Source organism: Streptomyces sp. NPDC086080, from assembly GCF_044540255.1.
GTDB lineage: Bacteria > Actinomycetota > Actinomycetes > Streptomycetales > Streptomycetaceae > Streptomyces.
The window spans coordinates 132,538-156,924 of sequence record NZ_JBITRU010000017.1; the positions used below are offsets into that span (position 1 = coordinate 132,538).

At 70.4% G+C, this 24,387-nt stretch carries 24 protein-coding genes; 7 read left to right on the plus strand and 17 right to left on the minus strand.

Annotated elements, in window-relative coordinates:
* Nucleotides 1-145: 145 nt before the first annotated feature.
* The gene (locus ACIF9R_RS21110; RefSeq protein ID WP_399982176.1) at nt 146-1,051 is read right to left on the minus strand and encodes a LysR family transcriptional regulator; all 906 of its coding nucleotides are present in this window, start codon (nt 1,049-1,051) and stop codon (nt 146-148) included.
* A 150-nt stretch (nt 1,052-1,201) separates the two neighbouring features.
* Here ACIF9R_RS21110 and ACIF9R_RS21115 point away from each other — a divergent pair, with 150 nt between their 5' ends.
* Together ACIF9R_RS21115 and ACIF9R_RS21120 are read left to right on the plus strand one after the other, a co-directional pair.
* Nucleotides 1,202-2,302 (plus strand): tartrate dehydrogenase, encoded by a 1,101-nt coding sequence (locus tag ACIF9R_RS21115; RefSeq protein WP_399982179.1) that lies wholly within the window; start codon nt 1,202-1,204, stop codon nt 2,300-2,302.
* Nucleotides 2,303-2,326: 24 nt separating this feature from the next.
* A complete protein-coding gene (locus tag ACIF9R_RS21120; RefSeq protein ID WP_399982182.1) occupies nt 2,327-3,271 on the plus strand; it encodes an NAD(P)-dependent oxidoreductase in 945 nt (314 codons plus the stop codon).
* 68 nt (nt 3,272-3,339) lie between these two features.
* Here ACIF9R_RS21120 and ACIF9R_RS21125 read toward each other — a convergent pair whose 3' ends face one another.
* The 10 genes from ACIF9R_RS21125 to ACIF9R_RS21170 all read right to left on the minus strand — a co-directional run bounded on the left by ACIF9R_RS21125 (nt 3,340) and on the right by ACIF9R_RS21170 (nt 15,358).
* Nucleotides 3,340-4,116: a class II aldolase/adducin family protein gene (locus tag ACIF9R_RS21125; protein ID WP_399982313.1), complete on the minus strand. Its 777-nt coding sequence runs from the start codon at nt 4,114-4,116 to the stop codon at nt 3,340-3,342.
* A gap of 63 nt (nt 4,117-4,179) precedes the next feature.
* On the minus strand, nt 4,180-4,542 hold the full coding sequence (locus tag ACIF9R_RS21130) for a DUF4387 domain-containing protein (protein WP_399982185.1): 363 nt from the start codon (nt 4,540-4,542) through the stop codon (nt 4,180-4,182).
* A complete protein-coding gene (locus tag ACIF9R_RS21135; RefSeq protein ID WP_399982187.1) occupies nt 4,535-5,926 on the minus strand; it encodes an acyclic terpene utilization AtuA family protein in 1,392 nt (463 codons plus the stop codon). The genes ACIF9R_RS21130 and ACIF9R_RS21135 overlap by 8 nt, the downstream gene beginning before the upstream one ends.
* On the minus strand, nt 5,910-7,058 hold the full coding sequence (locus tag ACIF9R_RS21140; RefSeq protein ID WP_399982190.1) for an ABC transporter ATP-binding protein: 1,149 nt from the start codon (nt 7,056-7,058) through the stop codon (nt 5,910-5,912). The genes ACIF9R_RS21135 and ACIF9R_RS21140 overlap by 17 nt, the downstream gene beginning before the upstream one ends.
* Nucleotides 7,051-8,811 carry an ABC transporter permease gene (locus ACIF9R_RS21145; RefSeq protein ID WP_399982193.1) on the minus strand — a complete coding sequence of 587 codons (1,761 nt, stop codon included), beginning with the start codon at nt 8,809-8,811 and terminating at the stop codon, nt 7,051-7,053. The genes ACIF9R_RS21140 and ACIF9R_RS21145 overlap by 8 nt, the downstream gene beginning before the upstream one ends.
* Entirely contained in the window at nt 8,787-9,791 is a 1,005-nt protein-coding gene (locus ACIF9R_RS21150) for an ABC transporter substrate-binding protein (RefSeq protein WP_399982196.1), read from the minus strand. Before ACIF9R_RS21150 ends, ACIF9R_RS21145 begins: the two co-directional genes overlap by 25 nt.
* 426 nt (nt 9,792-10,217) lie before the next feature.
* On the minus strand, nt 10,218-10,901 hold the full coding sequence (locus tag ACIF9R_RS21155) for a LuxR C-terminal-related transcriptional regulator (protein WP_399982198.1): 684 nt from the start codon (nt 10,899-10,901) through the stop codon (nt 10,218-10,220).
* Entirely contained in the window at nt 10,898-12,346 is a 1,449-nt protein-coding gene (locus ACIF9R_RS21160) for an ATP-binding protein (protein WP_399982201.1), read from the minus strand. The genes ACIF9R_RS21155 and ACIF9R_RS21160 overlap by 4 nt, the downstream gene beginning before the upstream one ends.
* Entirely contained in the window at nt 12,343-13,065 is a 723-nt protein-coding gene (locus ACIF9R_RS21165; protein ID WP_399982204.1) for a response regulator transcription factor, read from the minus strand. Before ACIF9R_RS21165 ends, ACIF9R_RS21160 begins: the two co-directional genes overlap by 4 nt.
* Before the next feature lie 106 nt (nt 13,066-13,171).
* Complete coding sequence (locus ACIF9R_RS21170; RefSeq protein ID WP_399982207.1) at nt 13,172-15,358, minus strand: MMPL family transporter; 2,187 nt, start codon at nt 15,356-15,358, stop codon at nt 13,172-13,174.
* A 242-nt stretch (nt 15,359-15,600) separates the two neighbouring features.
* Here ACIF9R_RS21170 and ACIF9R_RS21175 point away from each other — a divergent pair, with 242 nt between their 5' ends.
* Together ACIF9R_RS21175 and ACIF9R_RS21180 are read left to right on the plus strand one after the other, a co-directional pair.
* Nucleotides 15,601-16,323 (plus strand): GntR family transcriptional regulator, encoded by a 723-nt coding sequence (locus ACIF9R_RS21175; RefSeq protein ID WP_399982209.1) that lies wholly within the window; start codon nt 15,601-15,603, stop codon nt 16,321-16,323.
* A gap of 164 nt (nt 16,324-16,487) precedes the next feature.
* Nucleotides 16,488-17,096: a dihydrofolate reductase family protein gene (locus ACIF9R_RS21180; RefSeq protein WP_399982212.1), complete on the plus strand. Its 609-nt coding sequence runs from the start codon at nt 16,488-16,490 to the stop codon at nt 17,094-17,096.
* Between the two features lie 19 nt (nt 17,097-17,115).
* Here ACIF9R_RS21180 and ACIF9R_RS21185 read toward each other — a convergent pair whose 3' ends face one another.
* The gene (locus tag ACIF9R_RS21185) at nt 17,116-17,646 is read right to left on the minus strand and encodes a hypothetical protein (protein WP_399982214.1); all 531 of its coding nucleotides are present in this window, start codon (nt 17,644-17,646) and stop codon (nt 17,116-17,118) included.
* Between the two features lie 341 nt (nt 17,647-17,987).
* On the opposite strand from ACIF9R_RS21185, the gene ACIF9R_RS21190 reads away from it, so the two are divergent.
* A complete protein-coding gene (locus tag ACIF9R_RS21190; protein ID WP_373287922.1) occupies nt 17,988-18,065 on the plus strand; it encodes a 50S ribosomal protein bL37 in 78 nt (25 codons plus the stop codon).
* Nucleotides 18,066-18,081: 16 nt separating this feature from the next.
* On the opposite strand, the gene ACIF9R_RS21195 is transcribed toward ACIF9R_RS21190, so the two are convergent.
* Entirely contained in the window at nt 18,082-18,915 is an 834-nt protein-coding gene (locus ACIF9R_RS21195; protein WP_399982216.1) for an alpha/beta fold hydrolase, read from the minus strand.
* 117 nt (nt 18,916-19,032) lie between these two features.
* On the opposite strand from ACIF9R_RS21195, the gene ACIF9R_RS21200 reads away from it, so the two are divergent.
* Nucleotides 19,033-19,635, plus strand: a complete 603-nt coding sequence (locus ACIF9R_RS21200) for a TetR/AcrR family transcriptional regulator (protein WP_399982218.1) — start codon at nt 19,033-19,035, stop codon at nt 19,633-19,635.
* 76 nt (nt 19,636-19,711) lie between these two features.
* Here the strand turns inward: ACIF9R_RS21200 and ACIF9R_RS21205 are convergent, their stop codons facing one another.
* Complete coding sequence (locus ACIF9R_RS21205) at nt 19,712-21,307, minus strand: MFS transporter (RefSeq protein ID WP_399982221.1); 1,596 nt, start codon at nt 21,305-21,307, stop codon at nt 19,712-19,714.
* 84 nt (nt 21,308-21,391) lie between these two features.
* Between ACIF9R_RS21205 and ACIF9R_RS21210 the strand changes: the two genes are divergently transcribed.
* Nucleotides 21,392-21,991, plus strand: a complete 600-nt coding sequence (locus tag ACIF9R_RS21210; RefSeq protein ID WP_399982224.1) for a helix-turn-helix domain-containing protein — start codon at nt 21,392-21,394, stop codon at nt 21,989-21,991.
* Between the two features lie 83 nt (nt 21,992-22,074).
* Here the strand turns inward: ACIF9R_RS21210 and ACIF9R_RS21215 are convergent, their stop codons facing one another.
* From ACIF9R_RS21215 to gap, 3 genes are all read right to left on the minus strand, one after another.
* Nucleotides 22,075-22,938 (minus strand): endonuclease/exonuclease/phosphatase family protein, encoded by an 864-nt coding sequence (locus ACIF9R_RS21215; protein WP_399982226.1) that lies wholly within the window; start codon nt 22,936-22,938, stop codon nt 22,075-22,077.
* A gap of 104 nt (nt 22,939-23,042) precedes the next feature.
* Entirely contained in the window at nt 23,043-23,210 is a 168-nt protein-coding gene (locus ACIF9R_RS21220; protein WP_399982229.1) for a hypothetical protein, read from the minus strand.
* A 103-nt stretch (nt 23,211-23,313) separates the two neighbouring features.
* The gene (gap, locus tag ACIF9R_RS21225; RefSeq protein WP_399982232.1) at nt 23,314-24,312 is read right to left on the minus strand and encodes a type I glyceraldehyde-3-phosphate dehydrogenase; all 999 of its coding nucleotides are present in this window, start codon (nt 24,310-24,312) and stop codon (nt 23,314-23,316) included.
* Between the last annotated feature and the right edge of the window lie 75 nt (nt 24,313-24,387).

Below are 24,387 nucleotides of genomic sequence, written 5' to 3' on the forward strand. Positions count from 1 at the left end.
CCGTGCGTACCGCCCTGTCCGGGCCGACGGGCAACCTGCCCACCGTAGCAAGCCGCCGGCTCGTCACGCGGACTGCCCAGCACGCCTGGAACAGCGTTCCGGCGCGCCGCGCTTCGACAGTGGGTTCCCTGCCCCGATCACGCCGTCACGACGGGTCCAGCCGGCCCGGCAGCCGGGCCGCGAGGTACTCGATCAGCTCGTTCACGCGGCGCGGAACGTGTCCGTCGTCCTCGTGCAGGGCGTAGACGTCGGCCGCCGGCGTGGGGACATCCGGGAGGACGCGGACCAGCTCGCCGCGCTCGATATGGGGCCGGACGTGCCATTCGGAGCGCATGATCACACCGCGGCCCTCGAGGGCCCAACCGGTCACGACGCCACCGTCGTTGCTCGACAGGGAGCCGCCCACCCGCACCTGCCGGGGGGCACCTGCCTCACCGAACCGCCAGAGCGCGTAGTCCCCCTCGTTCTCGCGCAGCACGATGCAGTCGTGCTCCGCGAGGTCCTCGACACGCGCGGGTGTCCCGCGCCGGGCCAGGTACGACGGTGCCGCGCACGGCACACGGCGGTTCTTCGCCAGCCGCCGCATGCGCAGGGACGAGTCGTGCGGGCTGCCGACATGCACGGCCACGTCGAACTGCCTCCGGTGCGGCCGCAGCGGCAGTGCCGAGGTGTGCAGCTCCACCTGGAGGTGCGGGTGCCGGGCCGCGAACTCCCCGACCAGCGGGGCGACATGATCACGTCCCAGGCCGAGGGTGGCCTGGACGACCAGGGAGCCGCGCAGCTCCCCCGAGCCCTCGGTCACGAGATCCTCGAGCTCACGCAGCTGGGCGAGGATCGATTCGAGCCGGCCCGCGTACAGGGCGCCTTCCGAGGTCAGCACCATCCGGCGGGTGCCCCGCTGGACGAGACGGACGTCGAGGCGCTCCTCGAGTGCGCGCAGCCGCTTGCTGACCACCGGCAGCGAGCTGTCGAGCCGGCGCGCCGCCGCGGTGAGCGTCTCGCTGGCAGCCACGACCTGGAAGAACCGGAGGTCGTCGATGGACGTCTTCATGCGGTGCCCCTTCGCAACGCTTTCCGCCACGGAAAAGCCATGTTGCCCGGTGAGTTGTTGTCGCCGACGGTCACGCGGCAGAAGGTGGAGGTCCGCCCAGGCCACCGGGTGCACCGGTGTGGCCAGCGAACCGAACGAGGAGCAGCAGTCGTGCCACAGCGTTACCGTATCGCCGCCGTGCCCGGGGACGGCATAGGCAAGGAAGTCGTGCCCGAAGGACTGCGGTGCCTGCGCGCCGCCGCGGACGCGTACGGCTTCGCACTCGACGTCGAGGAGTTCGGCTTCGCCAGCGCCGACTACTGGGTGCGGCACGGCGAGATGATGCCGAAGGACTGGCGCGAGGTGCTGGGCCGCTTCGACGCGATCTTCTTCGGGGCCGTGGGATGGCCCGAGATCGTGCCCGACCACGTGTCGCTGTGGGGCAGCCTGCTGCAGCTGCGGCGCGGGTTCGACCAGTACGTCAATCTGCGGCCGGTCCGCCTGCTGCGCGGGGTGCGCGGTCCGCTGCGCGGCCACCGGCCCGGAGACATCGACTTCTACGTGGTCCGGGAGAACACCGAGGGAGAGTACTCCAGTATCGGCGGCCGGATCTTCGAGGGCACCGAGCGGGAGACGGTGATGCAGGAGACCGTGATGACCCGTACGGGCGTCGACCGGGTGCTGCGCTACGCCTTCGACCTCGCCGACTCCCGGCCGGACCGGCATCTGACCTGGGCCACCAAGAGCAACGGCATCTCGATCTCCATGCCCTACTGGGACGAGCGGGCGAGCGAGATGGCCCTGCAATACCCGCGGGTGACCGCCGACAAGGACCACATCGACATCCTGACGGCCAAGTTCGTGCTCCAGCCCGACCGCTATGACGTCGTCGTCGCCAGCAACCTGTTCGGCGACATCCTCTCCGATCTGGGCCCGGCCTGCACCGGCACCATCGGGATCGCGCCCAGCGCCAACATCAACCCCGAGCGGGAACATCCGAGCCTGTTCGAACCCGTACACGGGTCGGCGCCCGACATCGCGGGACAGGGTATCGCCAACCCGGTCGGGCAGATCTGGAGCGGCGCGATGATGCTGGAGCACCTGGGCGAAACGGCGGCCGCTGCGGGCGTCGTCTCCGCCGTCGAGTCGGTTCTCGAGCAACGGCCGGACGTCCTCACCCCCGACCTCGGCGGCACCGCGACGACGACGGCGCTGGGAACGGCGATCGCCGAACACATCGCGCTCGGGCCCCGGACGTCCGGACAGCACTGAGCCCATCGGGGAAAGGGAAAGATCGTGCCTCGAGTCCTGATCACCACGGACTATCTGCGTCCCGGCGACGAGGTGGACGAGTACCTCCTCGCGGCGGGCCTCACCACGCACCACGCTCCGACGGCCGGGCGACGCGGTCCGGAGGACCTCGTGTCCGCGCTCGCGGGGGTGGACGCGGCGCTCATCGGCAACGACCCCATGACCGCCGACGTACTGGGCCGCGCCCGGCAGTTGCGCGTCGTGGTGCGCACGGGCGTGGGCTACGACTCCGTCGACGTCGAGGCGGCGGCCCGGCTCGGGATCAGTGTGAGCAACCTGCCCGGAATCAACGCGGTCGCCGTGGCCGAGTACACCATGGGTCTGCTGCTCGCCTCGGCGCGTCGCCTCGTGGAGAGTGCCGTGGGTGTGGCCGCGGGCGGCTGGCCGCGCGGGGACGGCCAGGAGCTGCGGGGCGCCACGCTCGGCCTGGTGGGTTACGGCGCGGCCGCCCGCGCCGTGGTGCCGCTCGCCCGGGCCTTCGGGATGGAGGTGGTGTGCACGACCGGCGTCCCCGCCGGGCTGCGCGACGCCGGCCCGGTCCGCTTCGTGCCGTGGGCCGAACTGCTGGCCACGTCCGACTACGTCTCGGTCCACACGGCGCTGACCGACAGGACCCGGAACATGTTCGACGCCTCCGCCTTCGCCCGTATGAAGCCGACGGCCGTGCTGATCAACACGGCTCGGGGAGCCGTTGTCGACGAGCAGGCACTCGCGGACGCCGTGCGGTCGGGCACCATCGCGGGCGCCGCACTCGATGTGGTGGTGCGGGAACCGCTCCCGCCGCAGAGCCCGCTGCGGGATGTCGAGGGGATCACCGTGTACTCCCACCTCGCGGGGCAGACCGCTCAGGCACGCCGGGCGGCCGGGCTGGCCGGCGCCGCCGAACTCGTCGCCGCGCTCCAGGGACGGGCCCGCTTCGCCGTCACCTGACGATGCCGTCGCGCGCGGACGGCGTACGGGCCGCCGGTTGTCCCGGCGGCCCGTTTCCATCGAGCCGGTCAGTCGAAGAGGTCCGGGTCGGTGCGCGAGATCTGGTCGAACAAGGGCTGGAACTGGAACCAGCCCGCCAGCTCGAAGCCCACCTGCCCGTATGTCAGTTTGGCCTCGGCATGCGGGATCAGGGTGGTCTCGCCGGCCGCCTTGGCGGCGAGCTGTGCCTGTGCCGAGCGTTCCATCGTGATGAACCACCACGCCGCGGCGTCGACCGAGCCCGCCGCCGTGAGCAGACCGTGGTTGCGCAGGATGACCGCCTTGGCCTCGCCCAGGGCCTCGGCGATGCGCCGGCCCTCTTCCGGATCGTTCGCCACACCCGAGTAGTCCTCGTAGCACCCGTGGTCCTCGTAGAAGGCGCACGCGTCCTGGGTGAGCGGTTCGAGCCTCTGAGTGGTGGCCGACAGGGCCTTGCCGTACACCGAGTGACTGTGGGCGGCGCCGATCACATCCGGTCGTGCCGCGTGGACGGCGGAGTGGATGGCGAAGGCGGCCCGGTTCACGCGGTGGCGGCCCTGGACGACGTCTCCGTCGTGGTTGACCAGCAGGAGGTCGCTGACCTTGATGTGCTTGAAGGACATGCCGAACGGGTTGACCCAGAAGTGGTCGGGGAACTCGGGGTCGCGCGCGGTGATGTGGCCCGCGACGCCTTCCTCGAAACCGAACCTGCCGAAGAGGCGCAGCGCGCCGGCGAGCCGTTCCTTGCGGTGACGCCGCTCGACGGCCGGATCGGTGAACGGCTGGGGGAGCCGGAAGATGAGCTCTTCCTCCGGGATCGGGACCAGGTCCTGTCGGCTCAACGGCTCGGCGGCGAGGTCGTCATCGCTGTGCACTGTGTGCGTCACGGTTCACTCCTGTGTGCGGATGTCTGCCCGGTGGCGTTCGGGCACGGTCAGGGTGGCGAGGGGAACGTGGTGCTGGCCGGCGTGGATGTCGCGGTCGCGGATGCCGGCCTGGGTGACGGGGCGCGGGAAGGAGATCTTCACGACGTTCAGGGAGGGGATCCGGAAGAACCGGACCTGCGCGGCGTCGACTCCGTAGAGGCCGGCGATCACCTTCTCGTTGAGGAAGGTGTGGTCGGCGGCGATGGCGTAACCGGCGGTGTCCTTCATGAACGTCTCCATGGTGACCCAGAAGGGTCCGGCGTTCTTGGAGCGCACCTCGATGGCGAAGTCGCCGAGCACGGGCGGGGTGGGGACGCGGTCAGGCATGGAGGTCCTCGTGGGAGTGGTGGGTGCGGAACATGCCGGTGGGTGAGTCCACGTCGACGGCGTGGTTGAGGACGAACTCGTAGGCCGGCCCGCGCTCGGTCTCCGCCGGGGAGGTGGGGAAGGCGAAGCTCGGCAGGTACTCCATCTCCGGCAGCGGCAGGTGCAGCATCAGGGGGTTGGCGATCTTGGCGATGGCGGTGGCGGTGGGCTGGGAGGGGGCGTTGACCAGGAGCATGACGCCGACTTCGCGGGGTGGGGTGGGGTCGGGGTCGATGTCCTCCAGGATGGCGTTGTGGCCGTAGAGGCGGATGTCCAGCGCGTAGTCGTCGTCGCTCAGGCCGAGGGTCCGGGCGATGCGCTCGGTGACGAGGGTGCGCAGGAGTGCGGCCCAGCGGTCGATGTGGGCGGTGATGTAGGGGTCGCGGATGCCGGTGAAGGAGGCGGTCTCGTAGCCGGTGACGCGTGCGCCCTCGAGTTTGATGGTGTGCTGGTCGGCGGGCTCGAAGCGGGAGCCCTCGACGCGGACGCGGCGGTCGTCCAGGGCGGTGTAGGTGGCGTCGGAGACATCGAGGGTGCCGGCCGGCTCCCTCATGCGGAAGGGGTCGGCGGTCTCGTAGAGCATGTGGGCCGCCACGGACGTGGGGGTGCAGACGTTGGCCGGGTCGAGGGGCTCGATGACGAAGCCGTCGGCGTCGATGGTGGCCAGGACACCGCCGGCGCGCGGGTCGGTGGTGCACTGCCCGCCGCATTCGACGACCTTGGCGGCGTGCCAGCTCGGGCCGGGCGGCAGTCCGCGCATCAGGGGCACCGCGGCGGCCAGGGCGGTGTCGGTGGCCCGCCCCGCGAGGACGACCTGGGCGCCGGCGCGGAGTGCCTCGGCGAAGGGTTCGTGGCCCATCATGCCGACGATGTGGGTGCAGCTCTCCAGGACATCGGGTTCGAGAGGGCCGTGCGGGGCCAGCGGGCGGATACGGCCGGCAGCGAGCTGTTCCTTGAGGAAGGCGGGGTCCTGCTCGCTGTAGATGCGGGCGACCTTCAGGTCGAGGCCCTCCTCGGCCAGGATCCGGTCGGTGATCCCGGCCACCCAGTCGACGCCGGAGTCGGTGCCGCTGGTGCCGCAGGAACCCACCAGCAGCGGGATGCCGGCCCGGGCGGCGGCCTTCAGGAGGATGGTCAGGTCCTGGCGGACCGCGGCCGCGGTGGTCTTGGCGACCCCGGCGCCGAGGTAGTACGGGCCGGAGTCGGTGGAGCCGCCGTCGACCGCGATGACGTCCGGGTCGAGGGTCAGGCCGTACTCGATGGTTTCCGGGGCGAACCCTGCGCCGAGCATGCCGGTGGGTGTCAGGACCCGGACCGGCGCGGGGGCGTCAGTGGACGGAGGCATGCGGGTTCTCCTCGTTCGAAAGGTGCGGAAGGGCGTCCTCGGTGACGTCCGTCGGGGTTTCCTCGGGGAAGACACGGATGTCCGCCGGAGGCAGGCTGATGGTGAGTTCGCCGTCGGTGAGGGGGCGGGCGGTGGTGACCGTGACCGGGGTGGAGCCGATACGGACGGTGCAGCGGTAGTGGTCGCCGAGGTAGGCCCGGCTCTCCACCGTGACGGTCAGTGCGTCCGGTGGCGGTGGGGCGGCGCCGCCGCGGCGGTGGATGGCGATGTTCTCCGGCCGGATGCAGACGCGTGCCGGGCCCAGTCGCCTCTCGGTGTGCGGGACGCGCAGCGGTCGGTCGAGGCCCTCGATGCGCAGCAGGGCATGGCTGCCGTCGGCCTCGGTGAGGGTGGCTGTGAGGATGTTGGCGGTGCCGACGAAGTCGGCGACGAACAGGTCGGCCGGGCGATCGTAGATGTCGTTGGGGGTACCGACCTGGTGCACCCGTCCCCCGTTCATGACGGCGACCCGGTCGCTGACCGACAGGGCCTCGTCCTGGTCGTGGGTGACGAAGACGGTGGTGACGCCGACCTGCTCCTGAAGGTTCTTCAGCCATTGCCGGGAGCGGTCACGGAGTTTGGCGTCCAGGTTGGAGAACGGCTCGTCCAGCAGCAGCATGTCGGGCGGATGGGCCAGCGCCCGGGCCAGCGCGACCCGCTGTTGCTGGCCGCCGGAGAGCTGATGGGGATAGGCCCCGGCGTGGTCCCCCAGCTCCACGAGGTCGAGGACCTCTCTCACCCGCCGCTCGCGCTGCGCCCTGGCCGTCCTGCGGAGCTTGAGGGGGTAGCCGACGTTGGCGGCGACCGACATGTGCGGCCAGATGGCGTACGACTGGAACACCACTCCGCAGTTGCGGTGTTCGGGTTCGACATCGAGCCGGCCGTGGTCGAAGACGACACGGTCGCCGAAGGCGATGCTGCCCGAGTCCGGTCGGTGCAGCCCGGCTATGGACCACAGGGTGGTCGACTTCCCGCAGCCGCTGGGGCCCAGCAGGGTGAAGATCTCACCGTCGCGGACGGTCAGCGACAGTTCGTGCAGCGCGGTGTGCCGGGCGAACCGCTTGGTGAGGTTGTTCAGATGGAGGTCAGGCACGCGGACGCACCCCCAGCAGGGCACGGCCCGCGCCCAGTACGACCAGCGTGATGACCATCTGGATCACTCCCAACGCGGCGACGCTGCCGCCGATGCTTGTCGCTGCCAGTTGCAGCATGGTGAGCCCGAGGACGGGCGTCTCGTCGGTGACGAGGAAGACGGCCGGCTCGGCGTCGTTGAGCATGACGACGAACAGCAGCACGAAGGACGCGCCCATGGCGGGGGCCACGAGACGGAGGACGACGGTGCGCATGGCCGCCCACCAGGAGGCCCCCGAGGTACGGGCGGCATGGTCCAGGTCGGCCCCGATCCCGGCCAGCGCCGGATAGAAGGCGCTGTAGCCGAGGGCGAGGCTGCGCACGGCGAAGGCGATACCGATCCCCCACAGACTGGCCCGTATCGCGCCGGACCTGTCAAGGAGCGCGAAGCTCCAGAAGAACGCCATGCCGGTGACGAGGGCGGGCATCATGCGCGGCCACAGCATGCCCTGCTGCAGCGAACCGCGGAACCGGAACCGCGAGCGGTGCGCGATGACGGACAGCACCGCGATGACCAGCGTGGTCAGGGCGCCGCCGACGCTCGCGATGAGGAGACTGTTGACGATCGAGTCGGTGTAGAGCGAGTTGTCGAAGACTGCCGAGAAGTTGTCCAGCGTCAGTACGCTCCACGGCGGGATGAACGGCGACAGGATCGAGGTGAACGCCGCCAGGACGACCCCGGCCAGCGGAACGATGACGAAGAGGGTCAGGAACAGGGCCAGGACTCCTCCCAGCAGCCAGCGCACCCGCCCCAGTTCCAGCACCCGTACCGCGGTGGGTTTGCCGGTCGTCGTGGTGAACCGGGCGGTGTCACCCACCAGTCGGTTGCGCAGCACCAGCAGTGCGGAGACGGTCACCAGGAGGAACACCGCGCCGGCGGAGACCAGGCCCTGCTGCGCGTCGTTGGTCCAGTGGTCGTAGAGGTAGGTGGAGATCAGGCTGATCTTGTTGGAGAACCCGAGGATCAGGGGGAGGCCGAGGACCTCCATCGACAGGGCGAACACCAGGAGCGCGGCGTTGGTGATCGCCGGCCGCATCAGGGGCAGGCTCACCGAGAGCAGGCTGCGCAGCGGGCCGGCGCCCAGGGTGCGGGCGGCGTCCTCCAGCGCGGGGTCGATCGACAGCAGGGTGCCGCGGCACAGCAGGAACACGGTGGGAGAGGCCACCGTCATCCCGACCATGGCCATTCCGGGAATGCTGTAGAGGCTGACCGGCATGCCGAGGAAAGTGTTGGTCTCCAGCCAGGAGTTCGCGAACCCGGCCGGGGTCCACATGGCGGCCCAGCCGATGATGAGCACCAGGCCGGGCAGGGCGATGGGCACCAGCAGCAGGGTGGTGAGGGTCCGCCGCCCCGGAATGTCCGTGCGGGTGAGCAGGACGGCGCACGCCACCCCGACCACGATGGATCCCGCGGTGTTCAGCGCGGCGAACAGGACCGAGTTGCCGACCGCCGTCCACCATGCGCCGTCGGTGACCAGTGCGTGGAAGTTGTCCCAGGTGAAGTGCCCGCCCGACGCGTACAACGGTGTGGACCACAGGGAGGCTGCCACGACCGGCACGACGGGACCGACGATGACCAGCAGGGCGAGCGCCCACAGAATGTAGTGGCTCGCGTTGGTGGACAACAGCCGCCGGGGCTTCACGGGCGGCGCGGGAATGAGCGGCGGTGGTGGCCGCAACCGGGTGGTGTTCACCGGCCGAACGCCTGCTTCCACCGGTCGACGATCGAGTCCTTGTTCTTGACGACGTCCTTGGGATAGCCGCCGAGCAGTATGTTGTCGGCGCCCACGGCGGCTTCGATGGCGGGAAGTCCGTACGCGCAGTCGACGCCGTCACGGTACGGAGTGAATCCGCCCTCGCAGGCGGCTTCCTGTCCTTCCACCGACAGCAGGAAGTTCACGAACAGCTTCGCGGCGTCGGGGGAACTCGCCTTCTCGGTCACCGCGACGGCCCTGGGCAGCAGGGGCGTCCCGTCCGTCAGATATCTGTAGTCGAGGATCTTGTCCGCGTCCTGCCCCTCGATCAGCGCGCGAACCGAGCCGGCGACGAAGTAGGTCGCGTGGTACTCCCCCTGGGTCAGCTTCTGCATCAGGTTGCCGTTGCCCGACTCGACCCCGGTGTTCGGCCCCAGGGCCTCGATGGTCTTCCATCCCGCGTCGCCGTGCCGGGTGACGTAACTGCTGACGGCGCCGAAGGACTGTGAATTGCTGATGTCCGTGGTCCCGACCTTGCCCTTGAGGGACTTGGAGAGTTCCGCCAGGGACGCGAGGTCCTCCGGCTGCTTGTCCTGGGGCAGGAGCGCGGTGTTGTACACGGCGACCAGCGGGTCCTCGGACATGGCGACGACGCCCGGGGCGAGTTCGGCGTACTCGGGAAGGTTCTCGAGATTGGGGTCGGTGTAGTCGAGGACGTTGCCCTCGCTGACGAAGTTCAGCATGTGAACCGCGTCCGTGGCCATGACGACATCCGCCGTACGTACCCCGGTGGCCGTCTCGGTGGCGTATCGCTGGAACGTCTGCGGGTCGTTCATGTTGAGCACGCGCAACGTGACGCCGTCGTACTTCGTCTCGAACGCCTTGGCGATCGGGGCCATCTGGTCGGCATCCGCGTTGGTGTACAGCAGCACCGACCCCTGCTTCTTGGCCCTGGAGATCGTCGCGGCGTCGAGGGGCGTGACGGATGATGCCTCGCCCACATCCACCGATGCGGTCGGTGTCGCCGGTCCGGACGCACCGGAGGATCCTCCGCAGGCTGTCAGCGCGACCGCGCAGGCTGCTGCCAGAGCACACGCCTTCGGGAGCGGGATCATCATCGTCCTCCACTATTTGCTATAGCGCTTGTCGTGCGGAAAAAGCCTGTCGAGTCGGTCGAATACTCCTCAAGAGCCGTGCACCGCGCTCGACCGAAGATGTGCGTCTTTGGGTGCCGCCGCCACCGCGCGGGCGGAACCGGCGGCACCGCGAGCGGCTGGGAAGCAGGGGCGAAACGGATTCCAGGACGATGACGGACTGCCCACCCGGTCCCCGGATACCTCGGACGGCGAGCGCCTGCGATGCCCGCCACGTTCAAAAATGGTATTTGCTACAGCGTGATTGTCAACAGGTTGCGCCGAGGTGACACCTCAGGATGCTTCGCGCAGTTGTCCGACGAAGGCGCCGACGGGGGTGGCGCCCGGGACCACGAGGCCGTGTTCATAGGCGAAGGCGATCGCGTGGCCACGCCTGCGGACCCCGATCTTGGACAGCAGATGGGTGATGTGGGTCTTCACGGTGAGCGGGCTGATCCTCAGCGCGGCCGCGATGGCCGGCCCGTCCTGGCCGCCTGCCAGCATGGTGAGGATCTGACGCTCGCGCAGGGACAGGGTCCCGAGCACGTCCGGGCCCGTGGTCCGGCCTCGGGGCGCCGCGCGGACCTGGGCGGTTCCCAGCACGACGACGAGGCCTCCCCGTACCACCGTCTCCAGGGCCGCGACGAGTTGTGACGCGGTGACGTCGGCGGCGAGTACTCCTGTGGCTCCCGCACGCAGACAGGCGTCGGCCTCCTGGGCGTCGACGACGCCCAGGACGACCGTCCGGGCGGTCGCGGAAGCGGCGGCGACGCTCTCCGCGAGTGCGGGGACGTCCGGGCTCGGGACAGTGCGGGTGAGCAGGACGACATCCGCTTGCGCGCTCCCGTGGGGCAGATCAGCGAGCCCGGCCTCGTCTGGGGCTTCTCCCACCACATCGAGGAACTGGCTTCCCTCGATGACCCTCGCCACGGCCGCCCGCACGAGAGTGGGGCCGCCCACCAGAACCACGGTCTTCACGACCGGCCCTCCTCCTGTGGGAGCCGGATGCCGACGGTGGTCCCGACGCCCACCTCCGATTCGACGTTCACCTGACCGTGGTGGGCGTGGACGATGGCTTCGACGATGGCCAGACCGAGCCCGGAACCGCCGTAGGCACGGCTGCGGCTGGCCTCGGCCCGCCAGAAGCGCTCGAAGACGCGAGGCAGGTCCTGGGCGGAGATGCCGGGGCCGTCGTCGATGACGCGCAGTCGTACGTCCTTGTGCACCAGGGCGATCTCCACCAGGACGCTGGTCCCGGCCGGGGTGTGCTGGACGGCGTTGCCGACGAGGTTGCGCACCACCTGGCGCAGCCGGCCCGCGTCGCCGACGATGTGAGCGGACGGCGCCGGAGCCAGGGTGATGTGCCGCTCGGGGTAGATGATCTGCGCGTCCTCGACGACCCCGGCCGTCAGGGCGGTCAGGTCGAGGGGCTCCTGCTCGATGGGCCGTCCGGCGTCCAGTCGCGCCAGCAGGGCGAGGTCCTCGACCAGCAGGCGCATCCGTCCCACCTCGTTCTCTATGTGCTCGAACGCCGTTTCCAGGCCAGGACCGGAGACACCGCCCTGCCGGTGCAGGTCGAGCCAGCCTGAGATCGTGGCGAGCGGGGTACGCAGCTCGTGCGAGGTGTCGGCGGCCATGGAGCGCACGGTCGCTTCCGCGCGGGCCTGGGCGTCGAAGGCGCGGTTGACGGCCTCGGCGAGCAGGTCGGTCTCGCTGCCGTCGTGCCGCGTGGGAAGCCGTTCGCTCAGATGCCCCTCGGCAATGGCGTCCGCGGTGCGGGCCATGCGGGCGAGGGGCCGCATGCCGAGGCGCAGGACAACGGTGGCGAGCGCCAACACGAGCAGCAACGCACCGCCGACCAGCGCGAGTTGCCTGGTGATGAGGGCAACGGTCGTTTTGTCGTCGATGGAGGTGTCGATGGACAGGATGAGGGCGGCCGGCCGCATGACGTCGCTGGTGGGCGAACGGTGGACGATGGTGAGTCCGGGGCTGGGAACGCGGATGGCCGCGAGATCGTGCTGCTCGTCGTTCCCGTCGTAGGTGACGATCTCGCCGGGCGGCGCGGTGGTGCTGAGTTCGGCGAGTTCCCCGGCTGCCGCGATCGCGGAACCGGTGCTCTCCAGGACCCGGTTGTGCCGGTCGACGGCGACGATGCCGAGTGGGGACCCGAGAAGGGCGGCCACCTGGTCGGCGTCGGCCCTCTGCGGGCCCTGCGCGATCACCTCCGTGAGCCGGTCGGCCCGGTCCTGGAGTGTGGCGTCGTTGCGCTGGTCGATGTAGTCCTCCATGAGGAAGGCGCTGATGACGGTGCTGGCCGTGAGACCGGTCACCAGAAGGACGGCCAGGCCGGCGAGCAGACGCAGACGGACACTGGAGCGGGACCAGGGGCGGCGGGACCAGGTGCGGCGGTCTGTCGGCTTCACTTGGCGGCCTGCTCCCGGAGGGTGTAGCCGACACCGCGGACGGTGTGCAGCAGCGGCGTGCGGCCCTGGTCGATCTTGCGGCGGAGGTTGGAGACGAACCGCTCGACGACGACGCTGTCCCCGCCGAAGTCGTACTGCCAGACCGCTTCCAGGATCTGGGCGCGGGAGAGCACCTGGCCCTGGTGGCTGAGGAGGTAATGCAGCAGGCGGTACTCGGTGGGTGAGAGTTCGACGGGTTCGCCCGCGCGGCGGACCTCGTGGCGGGGGTCGTCGATCTCCAGGTCCGCGCAGCGCAGCCGGCCGGTCTCCTCCGGCGTGGGGACACCGCTGCGGGCCCGGCGGAGCAGGGCCTGGAGGCGGGCGCCCACCTCCACGACGCTGAACGGCTTCGTGACGTAGTCGTCCCCGCCCAGGCGCAGCCCCCGTACCCGGTCCTCCACCGCGTCACGGGCGGTGAGGAAGAGGACCGGGACATCGATGGCGCGGGACCTGAGCAGTTGGAGGATCTCGAAGCCGTCGGCGCCGGGCAGCATGACGTCGAGAACGATGACGTCCGGGGGCCGGTGGGCGACATGTTCCAGGGCTTCGGCGAGGTCGCCCGCCACGTCGACCTCGAAGCCCGCGAACTGGAGGGCCGAGATCAGCAGCCGGCGGATACCGGGATCGTCGTCGACCACGAGTACGTGGTCCGTGGTGTGCGGTGCTTCGACGGTGTTCACACGTGCTCCTTGGACGGGCTCGGCCGACTGCCCGGCGTCTGTCACCGATACGTCGGGCGCGGCGGAGGCGATGAGGGTACCGGTATCCGCTCGGCTGGTCATGGCGTCACAGGTTCGCGGGGACGGAGGGCCGGCCGGGGACCTGCGCGACGGTGTCGGGGGTACTGAGGTTCTCCCCCTCGACATCGAGGTGGGGCAGGACGCGGTCGAGCCAACGGGGCAGCCACCAGGCGCGGTCGCCGAGAAGAACCATGACCGCCGGCACCAGGGTCATGCGGACGAGGAAGGCGTCCACCAGGACCCCGAAGGCCAGGGCGAAGGCGATCGCCATCGTGTCGGCGTCGTGCGAGAACAGGAAGCTGACGAACACGGAGATCATGATGAGGGCGGCCGCGGTGACCACGCGTGCGGCATTGCGTGCGCCGGTGAGGATGGCGACGCGGGCGTCGCGGTGACGGACGTAGTCCTCCCTCATGGCGGAGACGAGGAACACCTCGTAGTCCATGGCGAGGCCGAAGAGGACGGCCATGACGATGATGGGCATGAAGCCGGCCACCGGGCCCGTGCTGTCCACCCCCAGCAGACCGGACATCCATCCCCATTGGAAGACCGCGACGGTGGCTCCGAACGCGGCACCGAGGGACAGCAGGAATCCGACGGTGGCCTTGACGGGGATGGCGACGGAGCGGAAGGCGACCATCAGCAGGAGCAGGGAGAGGCCGACGACCACGATCCCGAAGGGCACGAGCGCGCCGCCGAGTTTGTCGGAGACGTCGATACTGACCGCCGTCATACCGGTGACGGCGATGTAACTGCCGCTGGAGGCGGCCAGCGGCAGCATCTCGGTGCGCAGGTGCGCCACCAGACTGCTGGTCTCCGGGTCCCGGGGGCCGGTCTCCGGGATGATCCGGATACGCGCGGCGGCCCTGTCCTCGGCCACGTCGACTCCGCTGACGTCCGCTATGCCCCTGACGGTGCCCAGCTTGTCCTCGACCGCGCCGGCCGCAGCCTCGACGACCGCCGGGTCCTCGTCCTCGATCAGGACGACCAGCGGGCCGTTCGCACCGGGGCCGAAGGCGTCACTGATCACGTCGTAGGCCTGACGGCTGGAGGAGGTGGCGGGCGCGTTGCCGTCGTCGGTGACCGCGAGCTCCAGCTGCATCGCGGGCAGGGCGAGCGCGATGACGGCGACGGTCCCGACGATCAGGGATCGTACCGGACGACGCAGTACGGCCTCCGTCCAGCGCACGCCCATCGGCGTACGCCCACCGCGCACCGGCCGGCGCCGGGGCAGCGCGCCGAGGCCGGGCACCGGCCGGCGGCCCGTGCGCGCCCCGGACTTGGGGACGAGCGCGCGGCCTGCCATGCCGAGAAGAGCGGGAAGCAGACCCAGTGCCAGCACGACGGCGGCGGTGACAGCCGCCGCGGAGGCCAGCCCCATCGACGTGAGCATGGGGACACCGGCGACCGACAGACCGGCCAGAGCGATGACGACGGTGGCGCCGGCGAAGACCACGGCGCTGCCCGCCGTCGCGTTCGCCCTGGCGACGGACTCCACCACGGGCATGCCCGTGGCGAGTTGGGCCCGGTGGCGGGAGACGATGAACAGGGCGTAGTCGATGCCGACGGCGAGTCCCAGCATCATCGCCAGGGTGGGAGCGTTGTCACTCACCCCGAACAGCGAGGCCGCGCCCATCATCGCGGCCATCGTGCCCACGACACCGAGGACGGCGGTCAGCAGCGGCAGGCCCGCGGCGGTCAGCGAACCGAACGTGATGACGAGGATGACCAGGGCCACGCCCATGCCCACCAGTTCGGTGGGCCCGATGGGAGAGGTCGACTCGGCGTAGGCGTCACCGCCGTAGATGGTCACCAGACCCGCCCGTTCGGCCTGCTGACCGGCCGTCCTGACCGCGTCCAGCGTGGCCGCGGGCACGTCCTCGTCGGAGGGGGTCGTGAAGGTGACCTCCGCGACCGCGGTACGCGCGTCCTCGGAGACGGTGCCGTTCTCGGCCGGGTCGCTGACCTCGGTCACACCGCTCACGTCACGCGTCGCCGCGAGACTGGAGGCGAGCGCCTTCGCCGGGCCGGGGTCCGTCAGCCGGTCCCCGGCCGGCGCCTGGAACACGATCTGCGCGGACTGCGCGTCCGGCGAGGGGAAGTGGCGGTCCATGGTGGCCAGGGCCGTCTGCGCGGGTGACCCCGGGATGGAACCGCTGTCCTGGAAGTCACCGGCGACCGAGAAACCCAGGCCGATCACCGCGCCCAGAGCCAGGAGCCATCCGGCCAACATCGTTCGCCACCGTCGAGCACCCAGAGCGCCCAGGCGGTACAAGAGCGTTGCCATGCCTCATCCCTCATCCGTAGTGGTTGAGGTCCCGATACTTCCGAGCGGCCTTGACGGTCCGCCCACGACGAACTTGAGGGTTTCCTGACGGTCCTCCCCCGGTACCGTCGGACGCACTGCTGCCGGGGTCGGGCACAGGGACACCTCCGACGATTGATTCGCGACGCTGTAGCAAATAACATGTTGCCATGTCCCAGCTACCCCACCTCTCTTCGCCGGCGACTCTCGGCGATCAGGCGTACGTCGCCATCCGCGAGGCCATCGTCACCGGAGTACTGGAGCGCGGCGAGAAGGTCACGGAGCGGGGCCTGGCCGACTCGCTCGGCATCAGCGCCACCCCCGTCCGCGAGGCGTTGCGGCGCCTGGAACAGGACCGGCTGGTGGAGCGGACGGGGCCCAGGTCCGTCCGCATCGCGCAGTTCGGCGAGGAGGAACTTCGCGAGTTCACGATGATCGAGGACGTGCTGCGGGCCCTGTCCGCCCGACTGGCCGCCGAGAAGTCGACGGCGTCCCAGCGTCGCGAGATGGCCGCTTGCCTGGACGAAGCGGACGCCTTGCGCGGCGAGTTGCGCGAGGCGCCTTCCGGGAGCGACAGGGAGCGGGATCTGGTCCTGGAGATCCAGAAGCTCATGGCGCGCTTCCATTCACTCGTGGACCGGGCAAGCGGTAACGCCACTCTCCTTCAGATGCTGCGCACGGTGGACGCCTTCGGCTCGCAGGAGCGGCGGGACAGCGCCCTGTCGCAAGTGCGGGGCGGGGACTGGAAGGTCGTCGACGAGCGGTACCGGCAGCACCGCGCGATCTTCGATGCCATCGCCGCAGGCCACGGGGACAGGGCCGAGGAGCTGATGAGAGCACACAGCCACACCTCGAACATCTCCCGCATCAGAACGCGGTTCCCCGGAGCGTGACCGCGAGGTCGTCCGGCCGGCCCTCATCGCGGCTTCTGCCGCATGCCATGGCACAGGTCACCGACCGTCGGCGTCCGGGCCGGCGATGAGTTCCGGCCGGGCCGGGAGTCTCACTGGTGAACGTCGTACCACGCCGTTCCGGAGCCGTGAGGAGAACCGTACGCATGAACAAGGTCATCGCAGACATCACGATGTCGATCGACGGCTGTTCGGCCGGGCACAACCAGACGGAGAAACGCCCGTTCGGTGACGACGGAGGCGATGGATCGGGCGCGAGACTGCACGCCTGGATGTTCGACACGCCGGAGGAGAACAGGGCCGAAGTCGACCGCATGAGCGCGGCCGGCGCGTTCGTCATGGGGCGCAACATGTTCGGTCCGGTGCGTGGGGCGTGGGACCGGGAGTGGAACGGCTGGTGGGGCGCGAATCCGCCCTTTCACGCACCGGTGTTCGTGCTCACCCACCACGCGCGCGAGCCGCAGCCGATGGACGGCGGCACCACCTACCATTTCGTCACCGACGGCGTCGCCCCCGCACTCGCACGGGCTCGCGATGCGGCCGGTGACGGCGACGTCCTGATCCTCGGCGGCGCGAACACCGTCAACCAGTACCTCACCGCCGGCCTGATCGACGAGCTGAGGCTGCACTTCGTGCCGTTCACGCTCGGCGCCGGCACCCGGGTGTTCGAGGGCGTTCCGCCGCTGAGGCTGGAGCAGGTGGCGACACGGTCGGCCACGCTGGTCACGCATGTGACGTACCGCGTCCTGTCCTGAGGGACGGTTCGGCGGGCCACTACTTGATCAGGGCGTTCGCTGCGATGATCACCAGACCGATGAGCATGTCCCCGGTGGCGGCCCGGAGCGACGCCGGCCGACCGCGGCCCGCGCGACGCGCCGTCCACGCTCCGCCGGCCGCGAGGAGCAGGGTGTTGAACAGCAGGGCGACGTTCACCGCGTCGCTCTCGGTCCACCAGGAGGGCACGGCGAACAGCAGCAGTACGACGGTGGGCGCGGCCGCCGCGACCACCGGCCACTCCGCCAGCATGGCGCGCAGCCCGGCCCGGACGCCACTGCCTCGGGCCGACATACGGTGCGCGAGAACGTGGGCGTAGCCGTGGGCGGCCGCGGCGGCCACGGCGGTGAACAGGACCCACACCGCATCGGATCCGGGGTCCGTCTGTTCGTCCGGGGAGTCGAGGGCGGCTGCCAGCGCACTGGCCAGGACAAGTCCGTAGACGCCGCTGAGCAGTCGTGGTTCGGGCAGGTGCCGGGCCGCCGGCTGCGGGCGGGCCGGCCGGGGGAAACGGTCTGCGGGGTGGTGCATCGCTACGGCCTCCGGTGGGAGGGGGAACAGGGCGGTGCGGCGCCACGTCCGACGACCGCGGCCGACGCCCACGTGAGCCGTGCACCCCGCTCAACTGCCGTGGCGGGCGGAAGCAACGCTCCCTGACGCAATCCGCTCCCTTCGCCCGGCCCGCGGGACGCCGGGTGGACCGCGCCGGGCGGTGCCCGGCCAGGGAGCGGCCGGGCACCGCCATGAGCACGGCGAGTCGCGGCGTCCGGCGCCGCACGGAACAATGGCTTGCGGGCCGTCTGCCGTTCACCGGCCCGGGAACCGCGCGGTGGGACCCGGTCTCACCTGCTGACGTCACCAAGGAGACACGCATGTCCTCGAAGAGGCGCCGCAAGAAGAAGTCACGCCGCAAGCACGCGGCGAACCACGGGAAGCGACCGCAGTCCTGACCCGCGGAGAGGGCGGTCAGGGGAGGGCCAGGAAGTTCCTTATTTCCTCGACGACCCGCTCGGGGGTGTCCTCCATGAGGAAGTGGCCGGCGTCGGGGACGGTGACGAGGTCGGCGTCCGGGATGGTGTCGCGGAGCCGCCGCCCGTAGTGGAGGGGCTGCCACTGGTCCTTCTCGCCCCAGAGGATGCGTACGGGCACGGTCAGGCGTCCGAGTGCGTCGCTGATCTCCTCGGTGTACTTGGCGTCGTAGTGACGCACCTGGTGTTCGAAGAACGAGACGCGGCCCAGGGCGGAGCGGTGCGGTGCCAGGTAGGCCCGGAGCACGTCGCCGGTCATGAGCGAGGCGTCCGCGACGGTCATGGTGAGCTGGCGGGTCAGCAGGTCGTCGAACGCTTCCTGCGACATGCTCGTGAAGTCGTCCAGGTGCTCGTCGATGATCCGGCGCCAGGTCGGGGAGGGCCACGAGTCGTAGCTGACCGAGTCGATGATCAGAAGTCGCCGCACGCGCTCGGGGTGGGCGACGGCGAAGCGTAGGCCGATGGCGCCGCCGATGTCGTGCGCGACGATGTCCGCCCGGTCGATGTCCAGGGCGTCGAGAAGGTGCACGAGGAGCTCGGTCTGGGCGGCGACCGACGTGTCACGGTCCACCGGCCGCTCGGAGCGGCCGTATCCCAGCAGGTCGTAGGTAACGGTCCGGAAGCCGTCCGCCTCGATGTGCGGCACGACGTCGCGCCACTCGTACGCGTGCGAGGGCGTTCCGTGGATGAAGACCACGGGCATGCCCTGGCCCTGGTCCCGGTAGGCGAGACGTACGCCGTCGACGACGAGGTTGTCGGTGAGGACGGTCATGGTGACTCCGTGAGGCTCTGGACGGCATGGGGGGCACGGCCGGTCGGCGGTGCGGGCGCTCGGCCGACGTGAGCCTATACTGGGTAGACCAGTCTACCTAGTTATTCGAGGTGCGCGATGAGCGGGACGGAACGCAGGCCGGCCGCCGGGAGACGGCGGCCGGCCCGGGAGCGGGTCCTCGCCGCCGCCGCACGGCGTTTCTACGCCGACGGGATCACGGCGACCGGCATCGACACGATCACCGCCGAGGCCGGTGTGGCGAAGATGAGCCTGTACAACAACTTCACCTCCAAGGCCGATCTCGTCCTGGCCTACCTGGACGCCCGGCACGAGGAGTGGCTGAACCGGTACCGCTCACGGCTCGAACGGGCCGGGAGCCCCCGGGACGGCGTGCTCGCCGTCTTCGACACCTACATCGACAGTGCCGGCTCCCCCGGCGAGGACGACTTCCGCGGGTGCGGACTGCTCAACGCCGCCGCCGAGTTGCCCGTCGGGGACGAGGGGCGGGCGCTGGTGCGCCGGCACAAGGAGGAGGTCGAGCGTCTGATGGCCACTCAGGTCGGGCTGCTGCTGCCCGAGCGTCCCGACGTCGCTCGCACCACGGCGGAGCACCTGGCGTTCCTCCTGGAGGGCGCCATGGTGCGCGCCGGTCTGGAAGGTGACAGCGGCCGTCTGCGTCAGGCCCGCGCCATGGCGGCCCGTCTGCTGGACCGGTTCTGACCGAGCCGCCGTCGGAGTGGGGCCTCCGGCTCGGGCCGGACTCCTCGGGCCCCGGCGAGGACCGCCTCCCGGTAAGTCACCGGGGTGCGGCGGTCACGGCGGCCTCGGTACCGTTGTCGTCCGTCACCGGTGCGGCGTTCCCGGGCCCGCGCAGGGCGATGTGGACGAACAGGACGCCCATGACGGCGACGCCCGCCCACATGGCCTGCTGCCAGCCGTCGACGAAGGCCTGCTGGGCGGCGTGGACCAGGTCCTGTGCGTGGGAGCCGCTGCCGGGAGCCACCTCGACGGCGTTGGCGACGCCTTCCCGCGCGGTGTCGGCGGCGTCCGTGGGGATGCCCTCCAGCCTGCCGTCGATGGAGCCGCGGTAGCCGGCGGTCAGCAGCGCGCCGAGCAGGGCGACACCGAGCGCGGTGCCGAACTCGCGGGTGACGTCGTTGAGGGCGGAGGCGACGCCCTGCTTGCCGCTGGGCAGGGACCCGGTGATGGCCTCGGTGGAAGGAGTCATCGACAGCCCCATGCCGACGCCCATGGCGAGCATGCCGGGCAGAATCGTCGGGTAGCCGCCGTCCGCGGAGACGAGCAGGGCCATGAGTGCGAGACCGGCGGCCCCCAGCGCGACACCCACCATCATCGTCACCCGGGCGCCGACGCCCGCGGCCATCCGGGGGGCCAGGCCGGAGGCCAGCATCATCATCACGGCCATGGGCATCAGGGCCAGCGTGGCCGGCAGCCCGGACCAGCCGAGCACCGCCTGGAAGAACGGGAAGAGAACCACGGCGATGCCCGCCTGTACACCGAAGACCACCAGCAGAGTGATCGAACCGCCGGACAGGCCGCGTTTCCGGAACAGACGCACGTCCAGGAGCGCCGCGTCCCGGCGGCGCAGTTCCCACACCACGAAGCCGGCGGCGGCGGCCAGTCCGGCGATGAGACCGATCAGTGTCGCGGGGGCGGTCCAGCCCTTCTCCGGACCCTCCTGCAGTACGAAGACGAGACCGACCACGGCGACAACCGAGAGCAGCGCCCCGACCGTGTCGAAGGAATGGGCCGGCCTCTCACGCGAGTCGGGTACCGACCTCAGCGTCATCACCAGGGCCACGGCGACCAGGACCACGGGCAGCACGAAGAGCCACCGCCAGTCCGCGACGTCGACCAGCAGGGCGGAGAGGAACATCCCCAGGATGCCGCCGCCCCCGGCGACCGCGGTCCACACCCCGATGGCCTTGCCGCGCTGTTCGCCGGGGAACGTGGAGGTGATGACGGCCAGGGTGATCGGCATGATCATCGCAGCGCCCACGCCGCTGACCACGCGCGCGGCCAGCATCACCTCGGCGGTCGGGGCGAGGCCGGCCGTGGCACTGGCGACACCGAAGACGGCCAGGCCGGCGATCAGCGTGGGCTTGCGGCCCAGCCGGTCACCGAGCGCCCCGAGCGGGAGCAGCAGGGCAGCCAGGGCCAGGGTGTAGATGTTGATGATCCACAGGACCGTGCCCTGCGAGGCGTCGAATTCGACGGCCATATGGGTCTGGGCGACGTTCAGTCCGGAGACGGACGCGATGACCGCCATCAGGGCCACCGACACCGCGATCAGGATGGTGCGCAGCTGACGTGCGTCCGGTACGTCCCTGTCCGGGACGGACGCCGCAGGGGCGGGCTGACTCTTCCTCATGGCTCTCCTCGACGGCGTGACCTCGGTCCTTCCGGGCCGCCGCCCACGAGCGACCGTAGGCACGCTTTGCGAGTTGGGCATAGGATGTTGCCCATGACGCAAGATGATGGCGAGCTGGACAGCCTCGTACGCAAACGGATCCGCGCCCTGCGGGTCGCACAGGGCTGGTCCCTGGAGGAACTGGCCCGGCGCGCCAACGTCAGCCAGTCGACACTGAGCCGCATCGAGAACGGGCAGCGGCGCCTCGCGCTGGATCAGCTGGTCACGCTCGCCCGCGCCCTCGACACATCACTGGATCAGCTGGTGGAGACCGCCACCGACGACGTGATCACCAGCCCGATGATCGACGGCGCCCACGGGCTGATGCGCTGGCCCGTGAAGGGCGACCCGGGCATGACCGTCGTACGGCAGCGCATGACCGGACCGCCGCCGGACAACCCCGCGCGCATGCGCGCCCACCCGGGCCGCGAATGGCTGGTGGTCCTGTCCGGAACCGCGATCCTCTTGCTGGGACACAAGCGCTTCCGCGTCGAGACCAACCAGTCCGCCGAGTTCCCCACCATGCTTCCGCACGCCATCGGGGCCGAGGGCGGCCCCTGCGAGATCCTGGGCATCTTCGACCGCGACGCCCGCCGAGGTCACCAACGCGACGGCGGCAAGGACGCCGGCGCCTCCTCCGTCTGACCTGCCGCCGTCGCGGCACGCGGTGGAGGTCGGTCGACCGATGCGCCCGGCTTCCCGGGCGTCGACCGGTGTCCCCCGCTCCTTCAGGTCGCCACGTCGGTGTGCAGCACGTCGTGGTCCGAGTACGGGGTGCGCCACACGTGGTGACGGAGCGGGGCGATGTTGCGCAGGAAGATGTAGTCGAACTTGCTGCGCCAGTCGGTGGTCGGCGTGCAGGCGCCGGTGGCCGGGGGGCGACACCGGGGGTCGGTGTCCTCGGCGAGCGCCCACATCCCGGACAGTTCGGGGGTGTCCGGCACCGCGTTGAAGTCGCCGAGCACGATGGCCCGGTCGTACCGGGCGATCTCCTCGGCGAGCACGACGGTCTGCTCGGCCCTCACCGCCTCCTGGCGCCGTTGGGCGAGATGGGTGTTGAAGACCCGCACGGGCCGGTCGCCCACGAGGGTGGTGACGGCCATGTAGCCGCGGTCCTCGGATCCGCCGTCGGGGTACTCCGCCTTCACCCGGTCCGTCATCGGTGCCGCCGAGAGGATCGCCTGGCCGTAGCCGCCGGGGTTCCACGGCACTCCCCCGCAGCGGCCCCAATTCCGCAGAACCGCCCCGTACTCGACGTGGTAGACGAGCCCGTAGAGGTTCTCCAGATGGTCCCGGATCCGTGCGACGTCACGTTCGCACGCCTCTTGCAGTCCGATCACCTGGGGCGCGAACCTGGCGATCTCCGCCGCCCGTGCGACGTTGCTCTCTCCGCAGGGGTTGCAGATGTTCCATGTCATGACGCGGTTGGGTACGACGTCCCTGGCGGCGGTGACGGGCGGTGCTTCGGCGGAGAAGACTCCGTTCGGCGCACTCGGCCCTAGGAGCACCATGCAGGCCACGATCACGGCGCCCGCCGACAACCGCGTGCCCCTCTCGAACACCATCGCCTCCCCGGTGTGCTTCCACGGCATCCGACGTCTTCCCGTACGAGGTTATGTGACGGCCGTGGGAGAGGTCACGGTGTGCCCGCAGGACGCGAGGGCCGGCACCACGGGTGCCGGCCCTCGGGAGTGCGTCAGCGCCTGCGGGACCAGCCGGTCCCGATGCCCGCCACGTGCAGGGCCAGTGCGGTCAACCCCAGCAGCATGACGTTGACCGAAGAGAACACGTCGTTGGTGCCGATATCCGCCGCGTTGATCAGAAACGCGATGAAGAACAGCACCGCCGCGATGATGCCGAGCATGAGCGAGCTCCTCTCGTAGAGATGAGACCCGTATGCCCGGTCATCGCCCGCACAGACACGAAAAGAACTCCCCGACGGCCGGCATACGCCGGGTGACGGTGGCTCAGCGGGCGGCGAGCAGCTCGAGCGTGTCGATCACGCGGTTCGAGAAGCCCCACTCGTTGTCGTACCAGGCGACCACCTTGATGTGCCGCCCGTCCACACGGGTCAGGGCCGAGTCGAAGATCGACGAGGCCGGGTTGCCGGTGATGTCGGACGACACCAGCGGGTCCTCCGAGTATTCGAGCACTCCCGCGAGCGGTCCCCGCGCGGCGGCCCGGTAGGCCTCCAGTACCTCCTCGCGCGTGACGTCCCGGGCAACGGTCGTGTTGAGTTCGACGATCGACCCCACGGGGACCGGCACGCGGATCGAGTCACCCGACAACTTGCCGTCGAGGGCGGGCAGGACGAGGCCGATCGCCTTGGCGGCACCCGTCGTCGTCGGCACGATGTTGACGGCCGCGGCGCGGGCCCGGCGGGCGTCGCGGTGCGGACCGTCCTGAAGGTTCTGCTCCTGGGTGTAGGCGTGCACGGTCGTCATGAAGCCGTGCTCGATGCCCGCGAGTTCGTGGAGGACCGCGGCCAGCGGGGCGAGAGCGTTGGTCGTGCACGAGGCGTTGGAGACGACCGTGTGCAGTTCCGGGTCGTAGGCGTCGCTGTTCACCCCGTACGCCAGCGTGATGTCGGCCCCCTCCGAGGGCGCGCCGACCAGGACCTTCCGCGCGCCCGCGTCGAGGTGGGCGCGAGCGGCCTTGGCTGAGGTGAAGCGGCCGGTCGCCTCCAGGGCGATGTCGACGCCGAGTTCGGCCCACGGCAGCCGGGCCGGCTCGCGCTCGGCGAGCACCGTGATGCGGCGGCCGTCGACGACGAGGGCGTCTGAGTCGACGGTGACCGGCCGGCCGAGCCTGCCCGCGGTGGTGTCGTAGGCGAGCAGCCGCGCCAGAGCGGCCGGTTCCGTCAGGTCGTTGACGGCGACGACCTCCAGGGTGCTGTCGCGTTCGAGCAGCGCGCGCAGCACATTGCGTCCGATGCGGCCGAATCCGTTGATCGCGATACGAGTCATGTGTGGTGTCCCTTCGTCCACTGCCAGGATCGCGCTCGGGCCGGGCCCGGGGCAGCGGCACGATCGCCATGGTTC

Bases quoted from the DNA above. Each gene is read 5' to 3' on its own strand.
- ACIF9R_RS21110 (WP_399982176.1), bottom strand. From the start codon at position 1,051: ATGAAGACGTCCATCGACGACCTCCGGTTCTTCCAGGTCGTGGCTGCC.
- ACIF9R_RS21130 (WP_399982185.1), bottom strand. From the start codon at position 4,542: ATGCCTGACCGCGTCCCCACCCCGCCCGTGCTCGGCGACTTCGCCATC.
- ACIF9R_RS21135 (WP_399982187.1), bottom strand. From the start codon at position 5,926: ATGCCTCCGTCCACTGACGCCCCCGCGCCGGTCCGGGTCCTGACACCC.
- ACIF9R_RS21170 (WP_399982207.1), bottom strand. From the start codon at position 15,358: ATGTTGGCCGGATGGCTCCTGGCTCTGGGCGCGGTGATCGGCCTGGGT.
- ACIF9R_RS21175 (WP_399982209.1), top strand. From the start codon at position 15,601: ATGTCCCAGCTACCCCACCTCTCTTCGCCGGCGACTCTCGGCGATCAG.
- ACIF9R_RS21180 (WP_399982212.1), top strand. From the start codon at position 16,488: ATGAACAAGGTCATCGCAGACATCACGATGTCGATCGACGGCTGTTCG.
- ACIF9R_RS21185 (WP_399982214.1), bottom strand. From the start codon at position 17,646: ATGCACCACCCCGCAGACCGTTTCCCCCGGCCGGCCCGCCCGCAGCCG.
- ACIF9R_RS21190 (WP_373287922.1), top strand. From the start codon at position 17,988: ATGTCCTCGAAGAGGCGCCGCAAGAAGAAGTCACGCCGCAAGCACGCG.
- ACIF9R_RS21195 (WP_399982216.1), bottom strand. From the start codon at position 18,915: ATGACCGTCCTCACCGACAACCTCGTCGTCGACGGCGTACGTCTCGCC.
- ACIF9R_RS21200 (WP_399982218.1), top strand. From the start codon at position 19,033: ATGAGCGGGACGGAACGCAGGCCGGCCGCCGGGAGACGGCGGCCGGCC.
- ACIF9R_RS21205 (WP_399982221.1), bottom strand. From the start codon at position 21,307: ATGAGGAAGAGTCAGCCCGCCCCTGCGGCGTCCGTCCCGGACAGGGAC.
- ACIF9R_RS21210 (WP_399982224.1), top strand. From the start codon at position 21,392: ATGTTGCCCATGACGCAAGATGATGGCGAGCTGGACAGCCTCGTACGC.
- ACIF9R_RS21215 (WP_399982226.1), bottom strand. From the start codon at position 22,938: ATGCCGTGGAAGCACACCGGGGAGGCGATGGTGTTCGAGAGGGGCACG.
- ACIF9R_RS21220 (WP_399982229.1), bottom strand. From the start codon at position 23,210: ATGCTCGGCATCATCGCGGCGGTGCTGTTCTTCATCGCGTTTCTGATC.
- gap (WP_399982232.1), bottom strand. From the start codon at position 24,312: ATGACTCGTATCGCGATCAACGGATTCGGCCGCATCGGACGCAATGTG.